Origin of the sequence: Burkholderia sp. AU19243, assembly GCF_018148075.1 — a bacterium.
Lineage (GTDB): Bacteria > Pseudomonadota > Gammaproteobacteria > Burkholderiales > Burkholderiaceae > Burkholderia > Burkholderia latens_A.
In genome coordinates this window covers 22,175-43,767 of sequence record NZ_JAGSTV010000011.1, presented here as the reverse complement: position 1 = coordinate 43,767, position 21,593 = coordinate 22,175, and the positions used below count along the sequence as shown (strand labels likewise).

17 protein-coding genes are annotated in these 21,593 nt (G+C 66.9%); 7 read left to right on the top strand and 10 right to left on the bottom strand.

Annotated features, from left to right (window positions below; genetic code table 11):
- Positions 1-118 precede the first annotated feature (118 nt).
- Genes KDW55_RS20315 through KDW55_RS20305 form a run of 3 tightly spaced genes read left to right on the top strand, consistent with a single transcriptional unit; the run spans position 119 to position 3,089 of the window.
- The gene (locus KDW55_RS20315; RefSeq protein WP_069242837.1) at positions 119-1,285 is read left to right on the top strand and encodes a branched-chain amino acid ABC transporter substrate-binding protein; all 1,167 of its coding nucleotides are present in this window, start codon (positions 119-121) and stop codon (positions 1,283-1,285) included.
- 15 nt (positions 1,286-1,300) lie between these two features.
- Positions 1,301-1,840 carry an L-2-amino-thiazoline-4-carboxylic acid hydrolase gene (locus KDW55_RS20310; RefSeq protein ID WP_069242838.1) on the top strand — a complete coding sequence of 180 codons (540 nt, stop codon included), beginning with the start codon at positions 1,301-1,303 and terminating at the stop codon, positions 1,838-1,840.
- The gene (locus KDW55_RS20305; protein ID WP_212198024.1) at positions 1,833-3,089 is read left to right on the top strand and encodes a Zn-dependent hydrolase; all 1,257 of its coding nucleotides are present in this window, start codon (positions 1,833-1,835) and stop codon (positions 3,087-3,089) included. The genes KDW55_RS20310 and KDW55_RS20305 overlap by 8 nt, the downstream gene beginning before the upstream one ends.
- A 21-nt stretch (positions 3,090-3,110) precedes the next feature.
- On the opposite strand, the gene KDW55_RS20300 is transcribed toward KDW55_RS20305, so the two are convergent.
- From KDW55_RS20300 to pgaA, 7 genes are all read right to left on the bottom strand, one after another.
- A complete protein-coding gene (locus KDW55_RS20300) occupies positions 3,111-3,947 on the bottom strand; it encodes a cytochrome c (protein ID WP_212198023.1) in 837 nt (278 codons plus the stop codon).
- Positions 3,948-4,236: 289 nt separating this feature from the next.
- Entirely contained in the window at positions 4,237-5,544 is a 1,308-nt protein-coding gene (locus KDW55_RS20295) for a hypothetical protein (protein WP_069242840.1), read from the bottom strand.
- Positions 5,541-7,364 (bottom strand): glutamine--fructose-6-phosphate transaminase (isomerizing), encoded by a 1,824-nt coding sequence (gene glmS / locus KDW55_RS20290; protein WP_212198022.1) that lies wholly within the window; start codon positions 7,362-7,364, stop codon positions 5,541-5,543. The genes KDW55_RS20295 and glmS overlap by 4 nt, the downstream gene beginning before the upstream one ends.
- Before the next feature lie 113 nt (positions 7,365-7,477).
- Entirely contained in the window at positions 7,478-7,966 is a 489-nt protein-coding gene (locus KDW55_RS20285; protein WP_059546647.1) for a hypothetical protein, read from the bottom strand.
- The gene (gene pgaC, locus KDW55_RS20280; protein ID WP_212198021.1) at positions 7,944-9,215 is read right to left on the bottom strand and encodes a poly-beta-1,6-N-acetyl-D-glucosamine synthase; all 1,272 of its coding nucleotides are present in this window, start codon (positions 9,213-9,215) and stop codon (positions 7,944-7,946) included. The genes KDW55_RS20285 and pgaC overlap by 23 nt, the downstream gene beginning before the upstream one ends.
- Positions 9,212-11,305 carry a poly-beta-1,6-N-acetyl-D-glucosamine N-deacetylase PgaB gene (pgaB, locus tag KDW55_RS20275; protein WP_040139587.1) on the bottom strand — a complete coding sequence of 698 codons (2,094 nt, stop codon included), beginning with the start codon at positions 11,303-11,305 and terminating at the stop codon, positions 9,212-9,214. The genes pgaC and pgaB overlap by 4 nt, the downstream gene beginning before the upstream one ends.
- Positions 11,306-11,320: 15 nt before the next feature.
- On the bottom strand, positions 11,321-13,636 hold the full coding sequence (pgaA, locus tag KDW55_RS20270; RefSeq protein WP_226209174.1) for a poly-beta-1,6 N-acetyl-D-glucosamine export porin PgaA: 2,316 nt from the start codon (positions 13,634-13,636) through the stop codon (positions 11,321-11,323).
- On the opposite strand from pgaA, the gene KDW55_RS29770 reads away from it, so the two are divergent.
- The gene (locus KDW55_RS29770; RefSeq protein WP_226209175.1) at positions 13,566-14,054 is read left to right on the top strand and encodes a hypothetical protein; all 489 of its coding nucleotides are present in this window, start codon (positions 13,566-13,568) and stop codon (positions 14,052-14,054) included. The two genes, pgaA and KDW55_RS29770, sit on opposite strands and share 71 nt — an antisense overlap.
- Positions 14,055-14,370: 316 nt before the next feature.
- Here the strand turns inward: KDW55_RS29770 and KDW55_RS20265 are convergent, their stop codons facing one another.
- The 3 genes from KDW55_RS20265 to KDW55_RS20255 form a co-directional block, all read right to left on the bottom strand.
- A complete protein-coding gene (locus KDW55_RS20265; RefSeq protein ID WP_212161004.1) occupies positions 14,371-15,159 on the bottom strand; it encodes a hypothetical protein in 789 nt (262 codons plus the stop codon).
- Between the two features lie 77 nt (positions 15,160-15,236).
- Positions 15,237-15,674 carry a hypothetical protein gene (locus tag KDW55_RS20260; protein WP_069243507.1) on the bottom strand — a complete coding sequence of 146 codons (438 nt, stop codon included), beginning with the start codon at positions 15,672-15,674 and terminating at the stop codon, positions 15,237-15,239.
- 689 nt (positions 15,675-16,363) lie between these two features.
- The gene (locus tag KDW55_RS20255) at positions 16,364-17,380 is read right to left on the bottom strand and encodes a LysR substrate-binding domain-containing protein (RefSeq protein WP_249174008.1); all 1,017 of its coding nucleotides are present in this window, start codon (positions 17,378-17,380) and stop codon (positions 16,364-16,366) included.
- A gap of 751 nt (positions 17,381-18,131) precedes the next feature.
- Between KDW55_RS20255 and KDW55_RS20250 the strand changes: the two genes are divergently transcribed.
- The 3 genes from KDW55_RS20250 (at position 18,132) to KDW55_RS20240 (ending at position 21,542) form a co-directional block, all read left to right on the top strand.
- Positions 18,132-19,547: a circularly permuted type 2 ATP-grasp protein gene (locus KDW55_RS20250; RefSeq protein ID WP_040139591.1), complete on the top strand. Its 1,416-nt coding sequence runs from the start codon at positions 18,132-18,134 to the stop codon at positions 19,545-19,547.
- 64 nt (positions 19,548-19,611) lie between these two features.
- Positions 19,612-20,553: an alpha-E domain-containing protein gene (locus KDW55_RS20245; RefSeq protein WP_040139592.1), complete on the top strand. Its 942-nt coding sequence runs from the start codon at positions 19,612-19,614 to the stop codon at positions 20,551-20,553.
- An 8-nt stretch (positions 20,554-20,561) separates the two neighbouring features.
- Positions 20,562-21,542 (top strand): transglutaminase family protein, encoded by a 981-nt coding sequence (locus KDW55_RS20240; RefSeq protein ID WP_040139593.1) that lies wholly within the window; start codon positions 20,562-20,564, stop codon positions 21,540-21,542.
- The last annotated feature ends 51 nt before the right edge of the window (positions 21,543-21,593 follow it).

The following is a 21,593-nucleotide window of genomic DNA, read 5'->3' as shown; positions in this document are numbered from 1 at the left end:
TATGGTGTTACGTTATTGTGGCGAGAATGGCATAAGCAACCAACAATTGAGTATTTGGGGTGTAGGCATCAACTATTTAATATTTTTCATGTTTTGATCCCAACCCCGATTCCCGTACATGAAAATCGCCTTCCTCACCGCCAGCCTCGCGTTCTCCGCAGCCACGCTGAGCGTCGCCGTGCCCGCGGTCGCGCAATCCGCACCGCAAACGATCCTGATCGGTCTCGCTGCGCCGCTCACCGGCCCGTCCGCGCGGATCGGCAAGGACTTGCAGAACGGCGCGCAGCTCGCGATCGACGACGCGAACGCGAAGCATCCGAGCATCGGCGGCAAGCCCGTTGTCTACAAGCTTGTAGCGGCGGACGACCAATCCGATCCGCGCACGGCCGTCGCGGTCGCGCAGCAGCTCGTCGACCAGCACGTGATTGGCGTCGTCGGTCACTGGAACACCGGCTGCAGCGTGCCTGCGTCGCGCGTCTACCGCGATGCCGGCATTCCGCAGATCGCGCCGGCATCCACCGGCCACCAGTACACGCAGCAGGGCTACGCAACGGCGTTCCGCATCATGGGTCACGACGATGCGGGCGGCAATTTCACCGGCGCGTATGCGGTGAAGACGCTGAAGGCGAAGCGCATCGCGGTGATCGACGATCGCACGTCGTTCGGCGCGGGGCTCGCCGAGCAGTTCATCAAGGGCGTGCAGGCGAATGGCGGCACGATCGTCGATCGCCAGTACGTCAACGACAAGACCACCGACTTCAGCGGCGTACTGACCGCGATCAAGGGCAAGCGCGCGGATCTCGTGTTCTTCGGCGGGCTCGATGCGCAGGCAGCGCCGATCGCGCGCCGCATGCGCCAGCTCGGCGTGAGCGCGCCGCTGCTCGGCGCCGGCGGGTTCGTCAGCCAGACCTTCCTGTCGCTCGCCGGCAAGGACGGCGATGGCGTAACCGCGCTCGAACCGGGCCTGCCGCTCGACCGGATGCCGGGCGGCAACGCGTTCGACGCGCAATACCGTGCGCGCTTTCACGCGCCGATCGAATTGCACGCACCGTTCGCGTACGACGCGGCCGCCACGCTGATCGCTGCCGCGCAGAAGGCTGGCACGACACAGCCCGCGAAGCTGGTCGCGGCGGTGCGTGCAACCGACCGGCCGGGGGTCACGGGGCGGGTCGCATTCGACCGCGAAGGCAACCTGAAGGACCCGGCATTCACGATCTATCAGGTGCGCGGCGGCAAGTGGGCCGTCGTCGACGTGCTCGGCGGCGCGCGCACCGCAACGCAATAACGACGGAGACACCCCATGACCGACACGATTCGCGAATCCGCCGCGGCGCCGGAGGACACGCGCCTCGGCATCCTCGCACGGCGGCGCATCGAAGCGGAAATCATCAAGCCGATCTACGAAATCATGAAGCGCGAATTCGGCACCGAGCGCGCACAGGCCGTGATCGCTGAGGCCGTGCGCGGCGCGGCCGTCGACGCGGGCCGCGCGTTTGCGGCTCAGGAGCCTGAAGGCACGAGCGTGCAGTCGTTCATCGCATTGCAGGTGCTGTGGGAGAAGGACGACGCGCTCGACGTCGAGGTGCGCCGCGCGGACGACGCGCACTACGACTACGACGTGCACCGTTGCAGCTACGCGCAGATGTATCACGCGATGGGGCTCGGCGAGATCGGCCATCTGCTGAGCTGCGCACGCGACAGCTACTTCATCGAGGGCTACGATCCGCGCATCGCGCTGACGCGCACGAGCACGATCATGCAGGGCGGCAAGCGCTGCGATTTCCGCTATGCGTTGCAGCCCGCGCCGCGCAACGACGCACCGGAGGCCGGCGATGCGTGACGATTTCGCGGGCGCGCCGCGCGTCGACGGTGCACGCCTGTGGGCGTCGCTCGAGCGGATGGCGCGGATCGGCGCGACGCCGAAGGGCGGTGTCTGCCGTCTCGCGCTGACCGACCTCGACCGCGAGTCGCGCGACCTGTTCGTGCAATGGGCGCGCGATGCCGGCTGCACCATTCGTATCGACCGGATGGGCAACGTGTTCGCGCGCCGCGCGGGCCGCAATCCCGGCGCGGCGCCGGTGATGACCGGTTCGCACGCCGACTCGCAGCCGACCGGCGGCCGCTACGACGGCATCTACGGCGTGCTGGGCGGCCTCGAGGTGGTGCGCGCGCTGAACGATGCGGGCATCGAAACCGAGCGCCCGATCGACGTCGTGATCTGGACCAACGAGGAAGGCTCGCGCTTCGCGCCGGCGATGATCTCGGCCGGCGTGTTTTCCGGCGTGTATCCGCTGGAATACGGGCTGTCGCGCACCGATGCGGCGGGCAACACGATCGGGGCGGAACTCGCGCGGATCGGCTATGCGGGCACCGAGCCCGTCGGCGGCTATCCGGTTCATGCAGCATACGAGCTGCATATCGAACAGGGTGCGATTCTCGAGCGTGCAGGCAAGACGATCGGTGTCGTGACGGCCGGGCAGGGGCAGCGCTGGTACGAGGTGACGCTGACGGGCGTCGACGCGCACGCGGGCACGACGCCGATGGAATTCCGGCGCGACACGCTGGTCGGCGCCGCGCGAATGATCCAGTTCGTCGATGCGCTGGGTCGCCGTCATGCACCGCATGCGCGCGCGACGGTCGGAATGATCGATGCGCGGCCGAATTCGCGCAACACGGTGCCGGGCAGCTGCTTCTTCACGGTCGAATTCCGCCATCCGGACGATGCGGTGCTCGACGAACTCGATGCGGCGCTGCGCGCGGAGCTGGCGCGCGTGGCGGACGACGCCGGTCTCGGCGCGCAGATCGAGCAGATCTTCACGTATGCACCGGTGCCGTTCGCGCCGCGCTGCATCGACGCAGTCCGCGCCGCCGCGCAGGCGCTCGGGCTGTCGCACATGGACATCGTGTCCGGCGCGGGCCACGACGCGTGCTACATCGCACGCGTCGCGCCGACCGGCATGATCTTCGTGCCGTGCGTCGACGGGCTCAGCCACAACGAAGCCGAGGCGATCACGCCGGAGTGGTCGACGGCCGGCGCCGACGTGCTGCTGCGCGCGGTGCTGCAAAGCGCGCAGGAACCGGGCGCGTGATGCACGCGTGACGGTTGCGGCTTATTTGGCGGCCTTGCGCCGCGCGACGTACGCGAGGTAAGCGACGATCTGGTCGAGTTCGCGGTCGCTCAACTGGTCGGGCGGGAACGCCGGCATCACGCGGCCCGGCCAGTCGCGCACCGACGCCGGATTGCGGATGTAGCGACGCAGTGCGGCGGGCTGGAAGTAGTCGACCGGATTCATCGGCGCGTTCAGGTCGGGGCCGGCCTGGCTGCTGCCCGCGCCATCGATGCGGTGACACGCGAGACATTGCGTGACGAACAGCCGCTGGCCCGCGCGGGCCGGGTCGTTCGCCGGCAGCGACGGATCGACCGCGAGCGACGGCCAGCGTGCGAGCGGCGAAGATTCGATCGCGATGCGCACGATCTGGTAGGGCCATTGCTCGCCGCGCACCGACGACGCGTCCGGGCCGACCCACACGAGATAGAACGGCCCTGCGCTGACCGACTTGCCCGGCAGTGCCGGCCAAGGGTGCGCCGGGTCCTCGATCGCCAGCCACGCAACGGCGCCGGCCGGCGCACGCCGGCGTGCGAAATCCAGTGGCAGTTGTGCGGCGAAACCGTCGGCCGCGCGCGTCTCCAGTACGCCGTCCGCCGGCAGCGACGTGTCGCACAGCAGCGCCGCGAACGGCACCGCGCGAAACGTCATCGGCCGACCGTAAGCGATGTCGCGCGGCACGTGGATGTCCGTCGCGTCGGCGCGCGCGAGCAGCGCTTGCCGTGTCAGCACGCGCGGCGTGCCATCGGTGTCGAGTTCTAGCGTGCCCTGCGCGTACGCGTGCGTGGCCATCAGGCACACCGTCAGCAGCAACAGCGAAAACCATTGGCGCTTCAGCATTCGTTCTCCGTGAAAAAGGGGGCGGCGGCGACGGCACGCAGCGCGGCATCGCGACTGGCCGAAGGAATCGGGCGACAGTCTAGCCGGTAAGGGCGGCGATGGCGACTTGGATGCGGTGCGGGCGTAACGGCGGGGATTGAACGGGTGAGCGGCGACGCGCGTGGCAGTCAGGCAGGCGCTCGGCCGGACAGCCGCACAGGCGGTTGCGTGCAGCACCGCATTGCACGATCCGTACGCCGTCACATTGCCATGAAGCGATCGCGCTGATCCGGCGCGCTCAGCGCCGCCGTCAATGACTCTGGCACTGCGCGTCGGCCTTTGGCAAAGGCGCTTCCCGTGCCGTGTCGAAATCGGCTTCGCGCGTGCCGGTCGGCGACAGCGACACGAAATGCATCATGCCCGCGCGCGCCGGAAACGCGGCGATACCGGTCGAGCCCCACGGAACCGGCGAACGCTGCACGCCGGTAACCGACATGCCCGTTGCCGTCAGCGTCAACGTCAGCAGCCGCCCGTCGCGAGTCGGCACGTACGCATGCGCGCCGTCGACGCCGACACCCGATTCGCGCACCGACGGCGGCAGGCAGTCGAGCGTCGCGATGCGGCGCCCGTCCGGGTCGATCAGCATCGCGACGCCGCGATTGTCCGCGGTTGTCGTGACGACGATGAATCGGTCGACCGCGGGCACGTACGCGGACGAATACACGTAGTACTGGATCGCGTCGCTCAGCGGTCCGCGCTTCTCCAGCTTCGCGGTGAATGGATCGAACATCGCATACTCGAGCGTCGCGTCCGTGCTGCCTTCGATGTATTTCTGCCAGACCAGCAGCGCCCGGCGCGGCGAGCCCGCGACAATCGGCCACCATTCGCGGCGATGTGCGACGACCGGCACATGATTCAACACGCGTCCGGCCGCATCGTAGGTTTTCACGTACACACCGTTGCCGCTGCCGAGATTGTCGACGCCGCCGCCATCGACCCAGTCGGCGGAGTAGAACACGACGAAGCGCTCGCCGACGGCGGCGACGTGTCCCGAATGGCCGCCCGCTTCGACGTCGTGCGGATACGGCTTGACCGGCTTCAGGTTGCGCCGGTAGACGCCGTAGCGCTGGCTGACTTCCTGCGACGTGTCCCAGCCGTCCTCGAACGTGACGAAGATGTCGCCGCGACCGTTCTGTGCGATCGATACCGGCTCCTGCGCCTCCGGCCGGCTGATGAACGCGCGTACGTGCGTCAGTTGCGAATTGCCAGGCTGCCATTCGCCCACGTACACGTCGTGCGACCAGCTGCCGTTGCGCATCGCGCCGCGCGGCGGGAGCCCCGAGCTGCTGAAGAACACCCAGCGCTTGCCGTCGCCGGCATCGGCCACGCCAATGCCGTGCATGAAGCGGCGTGCATCGCCGGCGTCCTTGTCGCTGGCGGGCGGCTCGGCGCGCGTGTCGATCGTGACCGTGTGCACGACCGGCGCGCCGGCGGCCAGCGCGCCGCAGCAGGCGCCGCAGCCCGCGCCAAAGAGCGCGGTCGCGGCGAGCCGCGTCGCCGCGCGCAGCGCCGGACGCGATCGTCTCGCACCCGGCCACCGAAGCGGCAGCGCCATCATTCGACCGTGACCGATTTCGCGAGATTGCGCGGCTTGTCGACGTCGGCGCCGCGCGCGCAGCCGACGTGATACGCCAGCAGCTGCAACGCGATCACGTTGACGATCGGCGACAGCGCGTCGCCCGATTCGCGCACGCGGATCAGGTGCGTGTCGCGGTCGGCGTCGATCTCGAGTTGATGGCCTGCGAGCACGTAGAGCCTTCCGCCGCGCGCGCGGACCTCGGCCATGTTGGACTTCAGCTTCTGGAACAGGCGATCGTCCGGCGCGATGGTCACGACCGGCATCGCGCTCGTGACCAGCGCGAGGGGCCCGTGCTTCAGTTCGCCGGCCGGATAGCCTTCCGCGTGGATGTACGACACTTCCTTGAGCTTCAGCGCACCTTCCAGCGCGATCGGGTAGTGAATGCCGCGGCCGAGGAACAGTGCGTTTTCGGTGCGCGCGAATTTCGCGGCCCAGCCCATGATCTGCGTTTCCAGCGCGAGTGCGTGGCTGATGCGGTCGGGCAGTTCGTGCAGCTTCTTCAGGTGCGTCGCGACTTGCGCGGCGTCGAGCCTGCCGCGCTGCTGTGCGAGCGTCAGCGTCAGCAGGAACAGCGCGACGAGCTGCGTCGTGAATGCCTTGGTCGACGCGACGCCGAGCTCGATGCCGGCGCGCGTCAGGAAGCACAGCGGCGCCGCGCGCGCGATCGAGCTGGTCGCCACGTTGCAGATCGCCATCGACATGTCCTGGCCCATCCCGCGCGCGCGCTCGATCGCGCCGATCGTGTCGGCGGTCTCGCCGGATTGGGAGATGCCAACCACCAGCGTGCGCGGATCGGGCACCGTCTCGCGGTAGCGGTATTCGCTTGCGATCTCGACCTGCGCGGGAATGCCGGCGATGCTCTCGAGCCAGTATTTCGCGGTCAGGCCCGCGTAGTAGCTGGTGCCGCAACCCAGCAGCAGCACGCTTCTTGCTCTCGACAGCAACGCGCGCGCGCTGTCGCTGCCGCCGAATAGCGCGGGCGAGATCGTGTCGATGCCGTCGATCGTGGCCGCGATCGCCTTCGGCTGCTCGAAGATTTCCTTCTGCATGAAATGCTGGTACGGGCCGAGTGCGGCATCGTCGGCGCGTGCCTTGACCTCGCACAGCGGACGCTTCGCGTCGGCGCCGACCGAATCGACCACGTCGATGCGTTCCGGCGTGATCAGCGCGACGTCGCCGTCTTCCAGATAGACGAAGCGGTCGGTCAGGTCGCCGAGCGCCGCGCAGTCGGACGCCAGATAATTCTGGTCCGCGCCGATGCCGATCACGAGCGGCGAGCCGGCGCGCGCGGCGACCAGCCGCTGCGGCTCGCGCGCGCTCAGCACGGCGATCGCATAGGCGCCGTGCAGCCGCTTGACCGCGCGCACGACCGCATCGAACAGATCGTCGCGATACACGCTGTGGATCAGGTGCGCAATCACCTCGGTGTCGGTCTCGCCGCGGAACGTGTAGCCGCGTTGCCGCAGTTCGGCGCGCAGTTCGTCGTGGTTTTCGATGATCCCGTTGTGCACGACCGCGATCGTGTCGCCCGACATGATCGGGTGCGCGTTCATTTCGGACGGTGCGCCATGCGTCGCCCAGCGCGTATGCGCGATGCACGTCTGGCCTTCGAGGCCGAGCGTCAGCACGCGGTCCTGCAGGTCCGCCACGCGGCGCAGCGTCCGTTCGCTGCGCAGATGTCCGTCACGCAACACGGCGATGCCGCACGAATCGTAGCCGCGATACTCGAGCCGGCTCAGCGCATTGACCAGTTGCGGCACCTGATTCTTCAGGCCGCTTGCTCCGACGATTCCGCACATGATTCACCTCGTCTACAGGAAGTTTTGCGGCTGGCACGCGGCGCGCGCCAGCGCGATTCGAGAAGTGCTGCGGCGCCGTGGCATCGGACGTGCGGCGCACACGTCTGCCGCGATCACTCGCCCGCCTGCGGCCCCGCGTGCACCACCCATTCGATGCCCGAGATCGAGCCGTTCGCGTCGTGCGACGCGACGAGAATGCGCGACGTGCGCCGTGTGCCGCGCCGGCGGTCGCTGGCGAGCGCGGTCGGCGGCACCGAGCGCACCTTCACGGTGGCCGAGCGCCGCAGCATCTTCGACACGCGCAGCCGGTACGCGAACGGATGCACGACGCGTCCCGCGATCAGCCACGTGACGATCGTGCCGGCAATCAGCGCGATGCTGGTCACGTAGAACACGATCTGCTCGATCGGCATCTCGGCCTCGTTGAATGGCAACAGGTAGCGGTACGTGTAGATGCAGATCGACGCCCAGACGCCCCCGACCAGTGCGGGCCGCACGAGGCGGAACCACGCGACGAGCACGGGGCCGACGATGTTGCCGCGTTCGGCGATCATGTCGCGCGGTGCGCGCAGGGAAAGGTCAATAATCGGCGCGTTCTTCATGTTGAATGCCTCGGTCGGGACTGACCCACACGGCGCGCTTGCCGCGGCCCCGCAGTACGACGGCGGGCAGGGCGACGACGGTGGTGATCATGGTGATCACCCAGAACGCTACGGGGTACCAGATGGTGTCAAGGAAGTACATCAGGAGTTTTTCGTCGTAACGACGATCGATCATGCTGCCGATGATCAGCTGCAGGATGCAGGTCGCGACCAGCAGCATTCCGTGCCAGTGCGGTACCACGGACACGTGCCAGTTCGGCGGAAGCGGGTAGAACAGGTCGATCAGCGCGAGCAGCAGGATGAACGACATCGCGTACGCCCATGCGATGCCGATCAGGTACTCGACGAAGAGCGGCCACATCATCATCTGCGTGGGCCGCATCAGCGTGCCCGCGTACTTGAGCAGCACCTGGATGCCGCCCTTCGACCAGCGCAGCCGCTGCCGGTAAAGCCCCTTCACCGTTTCCGGCATCAGGATCCAGCTGAGCGCGTGCGGCTCGTAGACGACGCGCCAGTCCCGGCACTGCAGCTTCCAGCTGATGTCGATGTCCTCGGTCAGCATGTCCGAGCTCCAGTAGCCGACGTCGGCGAGCGCGGTCTTGCGGAACATCGTGATCACGCCCGACACCGTGAAGATGCGGCCGTACACCTGCTGCGTGCGCTTGATCAGCCCGACGATCGACGAGAATTCGCCGACCTGCATGCGCCCGAGCAGCGACGTGCGCGTGCGGATGCGCGGATTGCCGGTCACCGCGCCGACGCCCGGATCGGTCAGGAAATGTTCGAGCATCCAGCCGATCGCGTCATGCGCGAGCAGCGCGTCGCCGTCGATGCAGAGAAGGTACTCCGCGTTCGATACCGCCGCCGCCGTCGTGAGCCCGACCGCCTTGCCTTCGTTGCGTGCGTGATGGATGACGAGAAGGCGCGGAATCTCGACGGCCAGCTCGTTCAGAATCTCGCCGGTGCGGTCCTTGCTGCCGTCGTTGACCGCGATGATGTCGTAGTTCGGGTAGTCCATCGCGTTCAGGTGGCGAATCACGCTGCGCGCGTTCGCGGCCTCGTTGAAGCACGGCACGACGATCGAGACCTTCGGAATGCCGCTCGACGCGATCGTGCGTGTCGACAATACGCGACCCTCCTCGAGCAGGAAGTAATGCACGACGCCGCCGATCATCCACAGATACGACATGAAGAACGGATAGTAGAAGACGAAGTCCTGCACGCGCTGGATGATGCTGTGGGAGTTCATGGTGTTTTGATTCCCTTCGGTTGCTGCATTTGCATCAGCGCGTTGATGGAGGTGGGATCGAGACGGGACTTCAGCGACATCACGTCGCGCATCGCGTCGAGCTCGGGCGCGTTGTTCAGGAAGTTGTCCGGGTAGTAGCCGAAATTCACCGCGCCCTCGCTGCGCAGCCGTCTCATCTGCGACAGGAGCGTGCCGGCCGGCACCTGCTTCTGCGCATGCCAGTCGTACGACTGCAGCTCGAACACGGTGCGCTGCAGCCCGCGCCGCTTCGCGCGGACAGCCCGCACCAGCTCGTCCAGCCAGCCTTCCGGGTCTTTCGCCTGTTCCATGTACGGCATCGCCATCAGCGCGACGTAGTCGTAGGTGGCGAGGAAATCGTCGTAGTTCTGCGCGTACCACGCTTCCGATTCCGGCTTCAGCACCGGCATCGCGAAGATGTTGCGCGCGGTCAGCACGTCGCCCACGTTCTGATGCGCGAGCACGATCTGCTCCAGCTGCTTCGTCATGTCGATCAGGTAGCGCGACTTCTGGCGCGTCCAGCGCTTCATCAGCTCGGGGTTCTCGCGAATCTTGCCGACGTCGGCGGGCAGCCCCCATTGCGAATACACGCGCAGTGCGTGCTTGCCCGCATCCTCATAGTCGTCGAGCACGGCGTCGTCGCTGAACAGGACCCCGCTGAACGATGCGTGCTTGCTCAGATCCTCGTAGACCTGCTGGATCATCAGCCGCGCCTCCGGATCGAACGGGCTCAGCCGGAACACGCGCGTGCCGTTCTCGCGTGCCGGTGCGCCACCGTATGCGGTGACGGGCTGGAGCCCGCGCAGCTTGTCGGCCGGCGGCCGGAACGCGAGCACCGGCATCCACGCGTAGACCTGCACGTTGGAGCGCGTGTTGAGCTGCCACGCGGCCCGCGAGAACAGGTCGGCGCGCATCGGCAGGTGCCGGTTCGGGAAGTACACCGCTTCGGCCACGCCGGTGCCGTTCGGATCCGCGTACGCCTGCAGGTACACCGATTTTGGCTGCATCCGGTAGATACGCTCGATCAGCTTGCCGAGATTCGCTTCCTGACGCGCGGGATCGGGATCGTAGACCTGGTCGAGATCGACCTGCACGGTACGTTCGGGCACGTCGACGTCGCCGCGGTTGGAGGCCGGCTCGCGCATCGAGCGCTCGAATCCGCCGATGTCCACGTCGTACATCAGCAGGATCCGCCTCAGCCGGTCCATCGGAACGTCCGGCGTGTTCGGGCCGGCGTCGAGACTGAACTGGACGTCCATGCCGAGCGATGTCGATATCTGGCGCACGGGCTGATTTTCCGCGCCGTATGGCCACACCATCGAACGTGCGACGATGCCCGTGCGTTCGCGGATCTGCCGCACGCAAGTCTGCAGGTCGTCGTGCACGCGTGCGTGGAATTCGGCGTCGGTTTCATAGCGCTTCTGGTCTTGCAGGTAGAGATGCGACGTGGTCGCCGGCAATTCGTTGCCTTGCGGATTCGCGACCGCACCGTGGTGGAGATTGTGGGTGTGGCAGCCGAGCTCGACGAATTCCGACTGGCCGAGCTTTTTCACCTCGTCCCACGACAGGAAGTATTCGCGCGGCACCTGCACCTTGTCGCTGATGCGGATCGGCGTGTCCGGCGGCGTGTCGATCCATGCGGTGACGAGACCCATCACGGCCGGATACCTGAAGCGTTCGAGCAGCGGCAGCACCTTCGTGTAGTGGCTGCGGAAGCCGTCGTCGAACGTGAGCAGCACCGCGCGCGGCGGCAGCGGTTTGCCGCCGCGCCGCGACTCCTCGATCTGCTTGACCGTGATCGTGTGGTAGTTGTTGGTCTGCAGCCACGAGAAGATCGCGGTCAGTGTGCCGGTATCGATCGCGAACGGATCGACGATTGCCGACGGCGACGAGAACGACGCCATCAGGTTGTCGCGCACGTCGTGCATGCAGATCACGCGAAACGTTTTGCCGTCGGCCGGGTCGGACGGCGGCAGCAGGTCGATCATCTTCGCGTTGGATACACCCGGGAACAGCGAGCAGGCCGCAAACGCGCCGAGGCATCCGCACATGAAGGTCCGTCTGGATTGCATTCGCGTTTCTCCTGGTTAGAACGGAAGGTTGACCGACATGAAGCCGGTTTCCGAGCGCTCGCGCTGCCCGTCGTACGCGTGGCTGCCCACCTCGATGCCGTAGCTCAGTGTGATGTCGTGCTTGAACGTCCACGCATGTTCGAGGCGGGCGCTCCACAGCGCGCTGCTGCCGAAGCCGCGCTCGTTGTACACGCCGCCCGACACCGAGATCCGCTGCTGCAGGCCCATGTCGCCTTTCTTCCACAGCATCATCTGGTGCATGACGGTCACCGCGGCCGCGTAGTCGCGCGCCGGGCTGTAGTAGGGCGCGTCGCGCCGCGTGTTGCTGTCGGTGCCGAGATCCAGCGATACGTTGACCAGCTGCCGGGCGGACGTGTACACGCGCTGCGTGGCCGTTGCCGCGATCTCCTGGTGGAAGTTCGAATCGCTGTAGCGGCTCACGCCGTAGCTCAGCTTGACTTCGCGACGGTCGTTCTGCCGGTACACGACGGACGCATTGGCCGAACGGCCCCAGATGTGGGCCGCGTATGCCTTCCACGGCAGCGAGTTGTCGTTGGAGTCGAGCCCCGCGTTTACCGTCCAGTAGTCGTTCAGCGCATACGCGATCGACCCGCGGCCGCCGGTGCGGCCGTCCGTGCCGAACGAACGCGTGACCTCGCCCTGTACGGTGAGCGGCCCGTGCCGGTAGTCGCCGCCGATGCCGGTGCGCGTGCGCTTGATGCTGCCGCCGTCGGTCTGCGCGAAGCCGAAGAACGTATGCGAGAACACGCGCCAGTTGTCGCCGAACGGCGGCGAATACACGTAGCTGTCAGACGTGAAGCTGTTGTCGGCCAGTGCGCTGTTGCCGTGTTCGAAGCTCAGGTCGGTCGTGAACACGGGGCTGCGATATGCGTTGTAGTCGCGCTTGAAGCCGCGCACCGCGCCGCTGTCCGGAAACGTGTTGTCCAGCGTCTGGTCGACGGTCTTCGCGGTCGCGTAGTCGTCCGCCACGAGCGACGCGCGGCCGAGGCCCGCGAGCATTTCGACGCTGTCCGGGTGATCGGTCAGCGATGCGCGATACATTGCGATCGCCTGGCGCGGATGCGCCTGGCCCGATACCGCGTCGGCATGCGCGGCGCGAACCTCCGCATTGAACGGCACCTCCTTCTCGAGTTGCTCGAGCGCGGCGATCCCTTCGTCGACGTGCCCCGTGAAGATCAGGTACTGCGCACGCAGCCGGTAGTAACGCAGATAGTCGCTTTCCGCCGGACCGACGTTGGTTACCTGCTTGACCGGCGGCAGCGACTTCTCCATGTCGTCGAGCACCTGCTTCGCTTCCGGCGCGTGCCCTTGATCGACGTACGACCAGAACAGGCCTTCACGCAGCTCGATCGGTTGCGTACGCGCGCCATACTGGAAGCCGCGGGTCGCGCGATCGGTCGGCGATGCGGTTGCCTGTTGCAGCGCACGCGCGTAGACGGCGTTCGCCTTGGCCGGTTCGCTGAGGTACAGGTACGCGTCGCCGACGGCCGCCAGCGCGTCGATCGAGATTTCGGCGTTGGACGGGATCGTCTCGAAAGTCGCGACGGCCTGCCTCATGTCGCCGCGTGCCGCCAGTGCGACCGTGCGGTCGCCGGCGAGCGCGGTCCGCACCGGCGTGTAGTCCGGTGTGGCCGGCATCCGCTTGTCGAGGTCGTCGGCCGCCCGCAATGCATTGTCGAGGCCGTCGAAGCGGTCCGGACTCGTCATCGAGCGCGACTTGTCGCGGCCGCCGCGCACCTGCTGGCGAATCGACAACTCCTCGAGCTGCGCGACGTCGACGGCGGAAAACGCATCGGGCCGCGCCTTCGCTTCCTGGAGCGCCTGCACCGCACCGCCGCTCACAGCGAGGCCGAACACGTCGTTGCGCACGGTTGCGACGTCGGCGGTGCGCAGGTTCGGCGCCTGCGCGTTCGGCGCCTGCACGTCGGGCCCCTGCGAGCGTTGCGTGGCTTCGCCCGGCAACGATGCGCCGGGCGATTGCGAACCCGGCGCCTGCGTCGAGGGCGGCGGCATGCCGGGCGCCGTGGTCACGGGCGCCGGCGAGTTCGGCATCGGCGTGCCGGACAGTTGCGCGATCTGCGTTGGCGCATTCGAAGGGGCGGCAACGCCCGACGGCTGCGCGTACTGAGCCGGGGCGTGGGACGGATGAGCATCCTGCGCGGGCGCGCCGGACGCTGCTGCCTGTAGCGGTGGCGTCACGGGCGACTCGACGCCTGTTGCCAGCGGCGGCTGGGGCGGCGTGTCGGCCGCCTGCGCGACGGGTGCGAAGCTTGCCGACGGCACGGCATCGGATGCCTGCGCGAGTTGCATCGGCGCATTGGGCGTTTGCGAACCGGATGCGGAGCTTGCCGGCGACGCCGCATCGGATCCCTGCGCGAGTTGCATCGGCGCATCGGGCGCGGGCGAGCGAGATGCCGGGATATTCGAAGATGCGGTAGCGGATTCCGGCGGGAACTGCATCGGCACTTCCGAACTCCGCGAATGCGGCGCGGGCATGTTCGGGGACGCGGTATCCGATGCGGGCGGGGTTTGCACCGGCGCGTTCGAAGGTTGCGCGCCCGGCGCGGGATTGGCGGGCTGCGGCGTCTCCGGTTCCACGACCACGGTGGTCGGCATCCCCGGCGGCTGCGGGGCCGAAGCCTGCGCGATCTGCAGCGACGCGTCGGACGCGCGCGCGATCGGCGTGGGTGCATTCGGGGGCAGCGCATCGGAATCCTGGGCGTCCTGAGTCGACACACCGGCCGGCTGCGCGTCGGGTCGCACGTCCGATGCGCCGTGGGTTCCGGCGATTTCACCCGTGTCGCGCGGCCGTTCGTCACTTTCCGCGGCAAGGCAGGAGCCGGACGCGACGAGCAGCAGGAGCAGCGGCGCATGCAGGAGAATCCGCCGCGTTGACGGAGCGGCGGTCGTGCATTGTTGTGTTCGATTGTTGGCCACGGTGTGTCTCCTCACTCTGTAACGATCACATCGGTTGCGCGCCCGACGACATGTGCCGCCGGCCGTCCGCGCCGTCGGGCAGCGAGACCACGCGGCATCCGGCCGGTTCACAGACGGTTGCGGATCGCTTGTCCAAGCAGCGCGCGCGATTCGCTGTTCCTCGGGTCGATCGCGAGTGCGCGACTCGCGTTCTGTTCCACGCAGTTCCATGCGTCGATCTGCGCACACGAGCGCGCCCGGGCCAGCGCGCGGGCGCCTTCCAGTTCGTCGCGCGTGACGCTGGCGGTTTCCATGTGCGTGGTGTCGGCGATATACGACTGCGGCTGCAGTCCCGGCACGGGGTCCGCATGTTTTCTGGCGCGCGCAAGCGCCTGCGTACGCGACGTACGGTGCGCATCGGCCGGCCGCCCGGTGCGAGCGCTGGCCGACGCGGCATACGCGCCGGTCGCGAGCCGGGCGGGCGGCGCGTGGGCAGGGCGCGCGTGTTGCGCGGTGGAGCGGGCGCCCGATTGCAGCGGCGGCACGGGCGGTTCGGCCGCGGCCGATACCGACGGCGTTCCCGAAGCAAGCGCCGCAGGCGTCGCGGTTTGCGCGACGGCCGATGTCGGGCCGCCGGCCGCGGCTACGCTCGATGCACCGGACTCGCCCGAAGCGCTGGCCGGGCCCGCCGTCGCGGCGACGACGAAGCTGCGGTACTTTCCGACGGCGCTTCCAATCACGCCGGCGATGTCGTGCGTCACGCTCGCATGGCCGACCCTCGTGTCTCGCTCGACATAGGCGAAGGCTCCGAAGATCGCGGCAAACGCAACGATGCTGAGCGCCGCATTCTTTCCCGGACCCCACGAGGGTTTCGGCTCCCCGACGGGCAAGCCGTCCGGTCGTTCTGCACGAGTCATTCAATCCTCCTCGTATGAATGGGTGGCGGGGAACGGTGCGATCTCGCGTGGCGTCGGCACGCGGGTTCAGATGCGGTTCACCATTTCAACTGCGTGGTGAGCGCGCCCGTTTCGACGATCGCGAACTGCGTGGCCCCCTGATAGGTCCCTTCGACCCGGTAGCTTGCGTCGGGCACGCTGAACAGGCAGCGCGGCCCCGTTGCCTTGAACTCGACGAGTACGCGGCCATGCCGTCTGAGACGCACATCCACGTTCGACAGCGGTTGCCCCGTGCTACCGGACACGAACGACACGCCGAGGTTGTACGGGCGGCCGTCGGGGGGAAGCGGCGCCGTACCGTCGATTCCCGCATCACCGCAGATGTACGAAATCGTGTATCGCCCCGACTCCTCGCCCGACGCTGGCGCCGCGGGTTGGTTTCGGGCAGGTGTTTGTGCCGCGGCATTGACGCACAAGGCGGTTGCGACGATGCCGAGGAGCGCGCGAGCATGCTGTTCAAACGGCGAGGAAGACATTGCAACCTCCATCCGGAATCCATGACAACGCATTTATTCCGAGTCGAATTAACCGCGTTCTTTTTGCGACACGCTATTGATACACGATGGGTTTTGAACAAACAACTGCGTGTAGTCCCAATGAGACGCGCTTTAAACGTCGTATTTAAACGCGATCGCAAATTATTCGATGAAAGGGATTAATACTGAACAAAGTCGATATTGCCGGACACGAATCTTGCACAGCAGTAGCGGTGACCTGTCCCGACACTTCGGACATAAGACGTATTGGAATTTTTGCCGAAAAATAACGACTGAATAAAGGTGGATTTGCCTCTGTAATCGAGGCATCAAGGTGACTTTCAGAGCACAGGAGAGAGGCGGGAGAAAATGGGGTGCGACGTTCTGACGAGTAACCGTCGTCCGATGAAAATCGAAACTTCTATTTTTTTCTGTAACAGGGTATTTCCGCCAGATGAATCGGCAAGTAATACGGGGTCAATGCTGCAATTAACAGGAAATCTGTCCGGCCGCGCAAACGTTTGGAGTTTTCATAATACCGATTATTCGTGCGTGATAATCGCGTGGCATGCAAGGGAGCGAAAAACTCCCCGGCCGGACAAGGGCGAAAACGCGCAAGACGAGTATGGTTTCCATCCGCGCGGGCGCGACGCGAAGCGGGAACGACCGCCGAAGCGCGGCGCAGCGCGTCAGCGGCTGCCTGCGCCGCGGCGCGCGATGCGTGCGCCTGCCGTGAGCGACGTGATCGACGCGATCGGCGTGATCGAGGAATCCGCGATCCTGCCGTCGGCTGCCGCGCGCGGCCGGCTCATGATGTAGCTCCACAGCTGCTCGGCCGCGAGCCCACGCTTGCGCGCCGACCGGTACAGCCGGATCTCGAGCTCGGTGATCCAGTCGGACGAGCCCGCATGGACCAGCGAACCTTCCCCGAGCTCCTTCGCGACGCAGCTCTCCGGCAGCCACCCGATCCCGTGCCCGGCGACGACCATGCCCTTCAGCGCCTCGGACATGTGCGTCTCGAAGCACCGGTGCAGCGCATACGACTCGGACGCGTTCAGCAGCAGCATCTCGACGACGTTGCCCAGGAATGCACCCGATGAATACGCGAGCAGCGGCAGCGGCGCGTCGGCCGTGCCCGGCAGTTCGAAGACCGGCTTGCCGCGCGCGTCCGGCGTCGACACCGGCAGGATCCGTTCGACACCGAGCGTGACGAACGGGAAGTGGTTCGGATCGAGCACGATCGGCAATTGCGGATGGTGATAGCCGAGCAGCAGGTCGCATTCACCCTCGACGAGCTGCTGCACGCCTTCCGGCACGTTCACCGCATTGACACGTGCGCTCACGTGGCCGACTTCGCCGTTGAGCTGCTTGAGCCACACGGGAAACAGGGTGAACACGAGCGTGTGCGCGACCGCGAAGCGCACGACCTGGTCGCTCGCCGCGAACTGGTCGTAGCCGTTCACGAGATTGCGGGCCGCGTACATGCTGCGCAGGATGTCCGCGGCCAGGCCGCGGAACATCTGTCCGGCCGGCGTCAGCGCAATCGGGTTGATGCTGCGGTCGACCAGCTTCGCGTCCATCCACGTTTCGAGCGCGGCGATTCGTCTGCTGAATGCGGACTGCGTAAGGTGCCGATGACGCGCGGCACGCGAAAAGCTCTTGGTATCCGCAAGGCTCAGGAAATCTTCCAGCCACTTCGCTTCCATGTTGATTCTTCGCTGTTTATAGTCGGCGCCGCGATGCGCGGCGCCATTTCGCTGAACCGGTTTGGTAGCGTACCGCGCCTCGCGCGTCCGGGCCGATGTTTTTTTTCGATCGGTGTTAGTCGAAATATGCATGGGCGTTGTCGGCGGTATTACGGCTGCATAAGTTCGAGGTGCCGACCCGGCTAACCGGTTAGTTCACCGCGTCGAACTGGCCGATTCGTCGCACACGGCACTTCCCCCGGGCCGGCTTCGCGCCGGCCCGCCTTCACGCCGTTCCGTCCGGCAGCTGCACGATGCGGCGCGCACGGCGCCCATCGTGACGCCCGGCCGCGGGCCGGTTCGCTGCGATGCGGCAACAGAGGGAGGCGGCGGCGCCGTGCGATCTGCCGCTCGGCGGCGGCAAGCGCTGCCCGCACGGGGCCGAACCGCCATCGGCCGGCAGCGCGGCAACTGCGGCCGTGCGGGCAGTGCGAAATATTGGTGCAGTGCAGATTGCGCAATCGTGCCGCGCGGGCGAACCATGATTGCGCGACGCGGCGCGACATCGGCCGGGCGGGGCGCGGCACGCCGGTGATGCGTCGCTGCACCGTGCGTCGCACCATCCTGGTGCGGCATGCCGCGACGGCGTGCCGCCCGCACGACAAAAAGGGGGACCTGAGGGGATGCAGCAAGGCACGTTCCTTGCAAGGCAGTCAGTACGCCGGTCCGGCATGCGCAATGCCGGGGAAAACGATCGACGGAGAAAAGATCGATGAAGCCATTCGATGAAATGCTGCAATCCGGCGACATGGTAAGGGCGCCCTACGCGCGCCTGAAGCAATGGCTCGACACGCAGAACCCCGCGAGCCTCGCCCAGAAGGCCCACGATGCGGAAAGCGTATTCCGCAGGACGGGCATCACGTTCGCCGTGTACGGCGACGCACAGGCCGCCGAGCGGCTGATTCCGTTCGATATCGTGCCGCGGATCATCTCCGGCGCCGAATGGAGCCGCCTGTCGCTCGGGATCGAGCAGCGCGTGATGGCGCTCAACGCGTTCCTCGACGACATCTACCATCGCCAGGAAATCGTGCGCGCGGGCATCGTGCCGAAGCACCTGATCGCGCACAACGACGCGTTCATCCCGGAGATGATCGACTTCCGGCCGCCCGGCAACGTTTACACGCACATCATCGGCGTCGACATCGTGCGCACCGGCGAGAACGAGTTCTACGTGCTGGAGGACAACGCGCGTACGCCGTCGGGCGTGTCGTACATGCTGGAGAACCGCGAGACGATGATGCAGCTCTTCCCCGAGCTGTTCCAGCAAGTGAAGGTGCGGCCGGTCGAAACCTATCCGCAGATGCTGCGCCAGTCGCTCGCGGCCGTGTGCCCGCCGGGCGGCAACGTCGACAACCCGACCATCGCCGTGCTCACGCCCGGCATTCACAATTCCGCGTACTACGAACATTCGTTCCTCGCCGACCAGATGGGCGTGCACCTCGTCGAGGGCAGCGACTTGCAGGTGATCGACGGCCGTGTTGCGATGCGCACGACCGAAGGCTTCCAGCCGATCGACGTGCTGTATCGCCGCGTCGACGACGCCTTCCTCGATCCGCTCACGTTCCGCCCCGATTCGGTGCTCGGCGTCGCCGGGATCATGGACGTCTACCGCGCGGGCAACATCACGATCGCGAACGCGCCCGGCACCGGTATCGCCGACGACAAGGCGATCTACTCGTACATGCCGGAGATCGTCGAGTTCTACACGGGTCGCAAGGCGCTGCTGGAGAACGTGCCGACCTGGCGCTGCGGCGAGGCGGACAGCCTCAAATACGTGCTCGACCATCTCGACGAGCTCGTCGTAAAGGAGGTGCACGGCTCGGGCGGCTACGGAATGCTGGTCGGCCCGTGCGCGTCGAAGGCCGAACTCGACGCGTTCGCCGCGAAGCTGCGCGCGCGGCCCGCGAACTACATCGCGCAACCCACGCTGGCGTTGTCCACGACGCCGATTCTGACCGATGCCGGCCTTGCGCCGCGCCACGTCGACCTGCGGCCGTTCGTGCTGGTGTCGGACCGGATCCGCATCACGCCGGGCGGGCTTACGCGCGTCGCGCTGAAGGAGGGATCGCTCGTCGTCAATTCGAGCCAGGGCGGCGGCACCAAGGACACCTGGGTGCTGGCCGACTGAGCCGGGCACGACCGCGCGCGCCGCAGCCGGCGCGCGAACCGAACGAAGACGGAGTGGACACGAGATGCTTCTGGGACGAACTGCGAGCGGCCTCTACTGGATGTACCGCTATATCGAGCGCGCGGAGAACATCGCGCGCATCGTCGATGCCGGGTTGCGGATGGCGCTCACGCGCACGTCCGACGCGCCCGCGGAATGGTCGTCGGTGCTGGTCAGTTCCGGCGCGGACGACGGCTATCGTCAGAAGTACGACGCATATGCCGCCGACACCGTGACCGACTATCTGCTGCGCGATCGCGACAACCCGTCGAGCGTGCTGTCGTGCATCGAGGCCGCGCGCTCGAACGCGCGGATGGTGCGCACGGCGCTCACGCGCGAGGCGTGGGAGAGCGTGAACGGCGCGTGGCTCGCGCTGCGCCAGGCGCTCGCGCAGCCGGTGCCGGAGAGCGCGCTGCCGGCCGTGCTCGATGGGGTGAAGCGCGAAACGGCGCTGATCCTCGGCAGCTTCTACAGCACGATGCTGCGCAATGAAATTTTCGATTTCGCACAGATTGGCGCATTCGTCGAGCGCGCCGACAACACCGCGCGCATCCTCGACGTGAAATACCACTTGCTGCTGCCGTCGGTGTCGCACGTCGGCACGATCCTCGACAACTACCAGTGGGAGACGATCCTGCGCTGCGTGGCCGCGCACCGTTCGTATCGCTGGGTGTACGACGTGCAGTACAAGCCGATGAACATCGCCGATTACCTGATCCTGAACGGCCGGATGCCGCGCTCGCTGCGTTATTGCTACGGGCGGGTCGTGTCGAGCCTGAACATGCTCGCGAAGGATTACGGCGTGACACACGCGTGTCACGACACGGCCACGAAGATCCTGCAGATGCTGTCCGACACCTCGGTCGACCGGATCTTCAAGAGCGGCCTGCACGAGTTCCTGACCGATTTCATCGGCCGCAACAACAGCCTCGGGATCGACATCGCCCAGGCGTACAACTTCGACTGAGGCTTGCCATGCGACTCGCCATCCGACACATCTCGCGTTATCAGTTCGACGATCAGGCCACCCATGCACTGCAACGGCTGCGGCTGCGTCCGCAGTCGGGGCCCGGGCAAACGGTGCGCGCGTGGCAGGTTACGATCGACGGCGTCGAACCGACGCTGTCCTATTCGGACGGGCTCGGCAACCGGATCGACCTCGTGCGGCACGATCGCGACGCGAAGCAGGAGATCGTCGTGGTCGCGGCCGGCGTCGTCGAGACGCAGGACCGCGCCGGCATTCTCGGCCATCCCGACGGCTATGCGCCGCCGTGGATCTTCGAGCGCGAGACCGCGCTCACGAAGGCCGGCGACACCGTGCGCGAGCTCGCGCAGGCCATTCCGATCGAGCCGCACAGCCTCGACGCGCTGCACTGGCTGATGACCGAAGTGCACGGCCGCATCGCGTATGCGCCGAACCTCGCGGACGCGGCGGTCGATGCGGAAACCGCGCTGCAAAGCGGCGAGGGCACGAGCCGCGATCATGCGCATGCGTTCATCGCGGCCGCGCGGGCGCTGAAGGTGCCCGCACGCTACATCTCCGGCTACGTGCTTGCCGACGGCGCGATGCAGCGCATCGCCGACGCAAAGCAAAGCGCGAGCGGCGACGAGGCCGAAGCCGAGGAAGCGCTTGCGCTGCAGGCCGGCGACGGCATGCAGCAGGCGCTCGGCGCATCGCACGCCGCGCAATCGCAGGGCGTGCCGCAGCCGGCGCTCGGCGCGCAACCGCAGGCCGCTGCGCTGATGCACCAGCCGGCCGGCCATGCGTGGGCGGAGGCGTACGTCGAAGGGCTTGGCTGGGTCGGCTTCGATCCGTTCATGAACCGCTGCCCGGACGAGCGTTACGTGCGCATCGCGGTCGGCCTCGACCATCGCGATGCTCAACCGGTGACGGGGCTCGGCGCGAGCGCCGTCGCCGTCGAGATCAGTGTCGTGCAGTCGCCGGAACTCGTCTGACGCGCACCTTCGCCGAATCCGCCGTGTCGTGCCGCCGCAGCGACGGCGGCG

What these genes read in the sequence shown, in the direction of transcription:
- KDW55_RS20255 (WP_249174008.1), bottom strand. Translation starts at nt 17,380, where the DNA reads ATGGAAGCGAAGTGGCTGGAAGATTTCCTGAGCCTTGCGGATACCAAG.
- pgaB (WP_040139587.1), bottom strand. Translation starts at nt 11,305, where the DNA reads ATGCAATCCAGACGGACCTTCATGTGCGGATGCCTCGGCGCGTTTGCG.
- KDW55_RS20260 (WP_069243507.1), bottom strand. Translation starts at nt 15,674, where the DNA reads ATGTCTTCCTCGCCGTTTGAACAGCATGCTCGCGCGCTCCTCGGCATC.
- KDW55_RS20295 (WP_069242840.1), bottom strand. Translation starts at nt 5,544, where the DNA reads ATGATGGCGCTGCCGCTTCGGTGGCCGGGTGCGAGACGATCGCGTCCG.
- KDW55_RS20245 (WP_040139592.1), top strand. Translation starts at nt 19,612, where the DNA reads ATGCTTCTGGGACGAACTGCGAGCGGCCTCTACTGGATGTACCGCTAT.
- pgaC (WP_212198021.1), bottom strand. Translation starts at nt 9,215, where the DNA reads ATGAACTCCCACAGCATCATCCAGCGCGTGCAGGACTTCGTCTTCTAC.
- KDW55_RS20305 (WP_212198024.1), top strand. Translation starts at nt 1,833, where the DNA reads ATGCGTGACGATTTCGCGGGCGCGCCGCGCGTCGACGGTGCACGCCTG.
- KDW55_RS20310 (WP_069242838.1), top strand. Translation starts at nt 1,301, where the DNA reads ATGACCGACACGATTCGCGAATCCGCCGCGGCGCCGGAGGACACGCGC.
- pgaA (WP_226209174.1), bottom strand. Translation starts at nt 13,636, where the DNA reads ATGCAACTCGCGCAGGCATCCGATGCCGTGCCGTCGGCAAGCTTCGCA.
- KDW55_RS20250 (WP_040139591.1), top strand. Translation starts at nt 18,132, where the DNA reads ATGAAGCCATTCGATGAAATGCTGCAATCCGGCGACATGGTAAGGGCG.
- KDW55_RS20315 (WP_069242837.1), top strand. Translation starts at nt 119, where the DNA reads ATGAAAATCGCCTTCCTCACCGCCAGCCTCGCGTTCTCCGCAGCCACG.
- KDW55_RS20285 (WP_059546647.1), bottom strand. Translation starts at nt 7,966, where the DNA reads ATGAAGAACGCGCCGATTATTGACCTTTCCCTGCGCGCACCGCGCGAC.
- KDW55_RS20240 (WP_040139593.1), top strand. Translation starts at nt 20,562, where the DNA reads ATGCGACTCGCCATCCGACACATCTCGCGTTATCAGTTCGACGATCAG.
- KDW55_RS20300 (WP_212198023.1), bottom strand. Translation starts at nt 3,947, where the DNA reads ATGCTGAAGCGCCAATGGTTTTCGCTGTTGCTGCTGACGGTGTGCCTG.
- KDW55_RS20265 (WP_212161004.1), bottom strand. Translation starts at nt 15,159, where the DNA reads ATGACTCGTGCAGAACGACCGGACGGCTTGCCCGTCGGGGAGCCGAAA.
- glmS (WP_212198022.1), bottom strand. Translation starts at nt 7,364, where the DNA reads ATGTGCGGAATCGTCGGAGCAAGCGGCCTGAAGAATCAGGTGCCGCAA.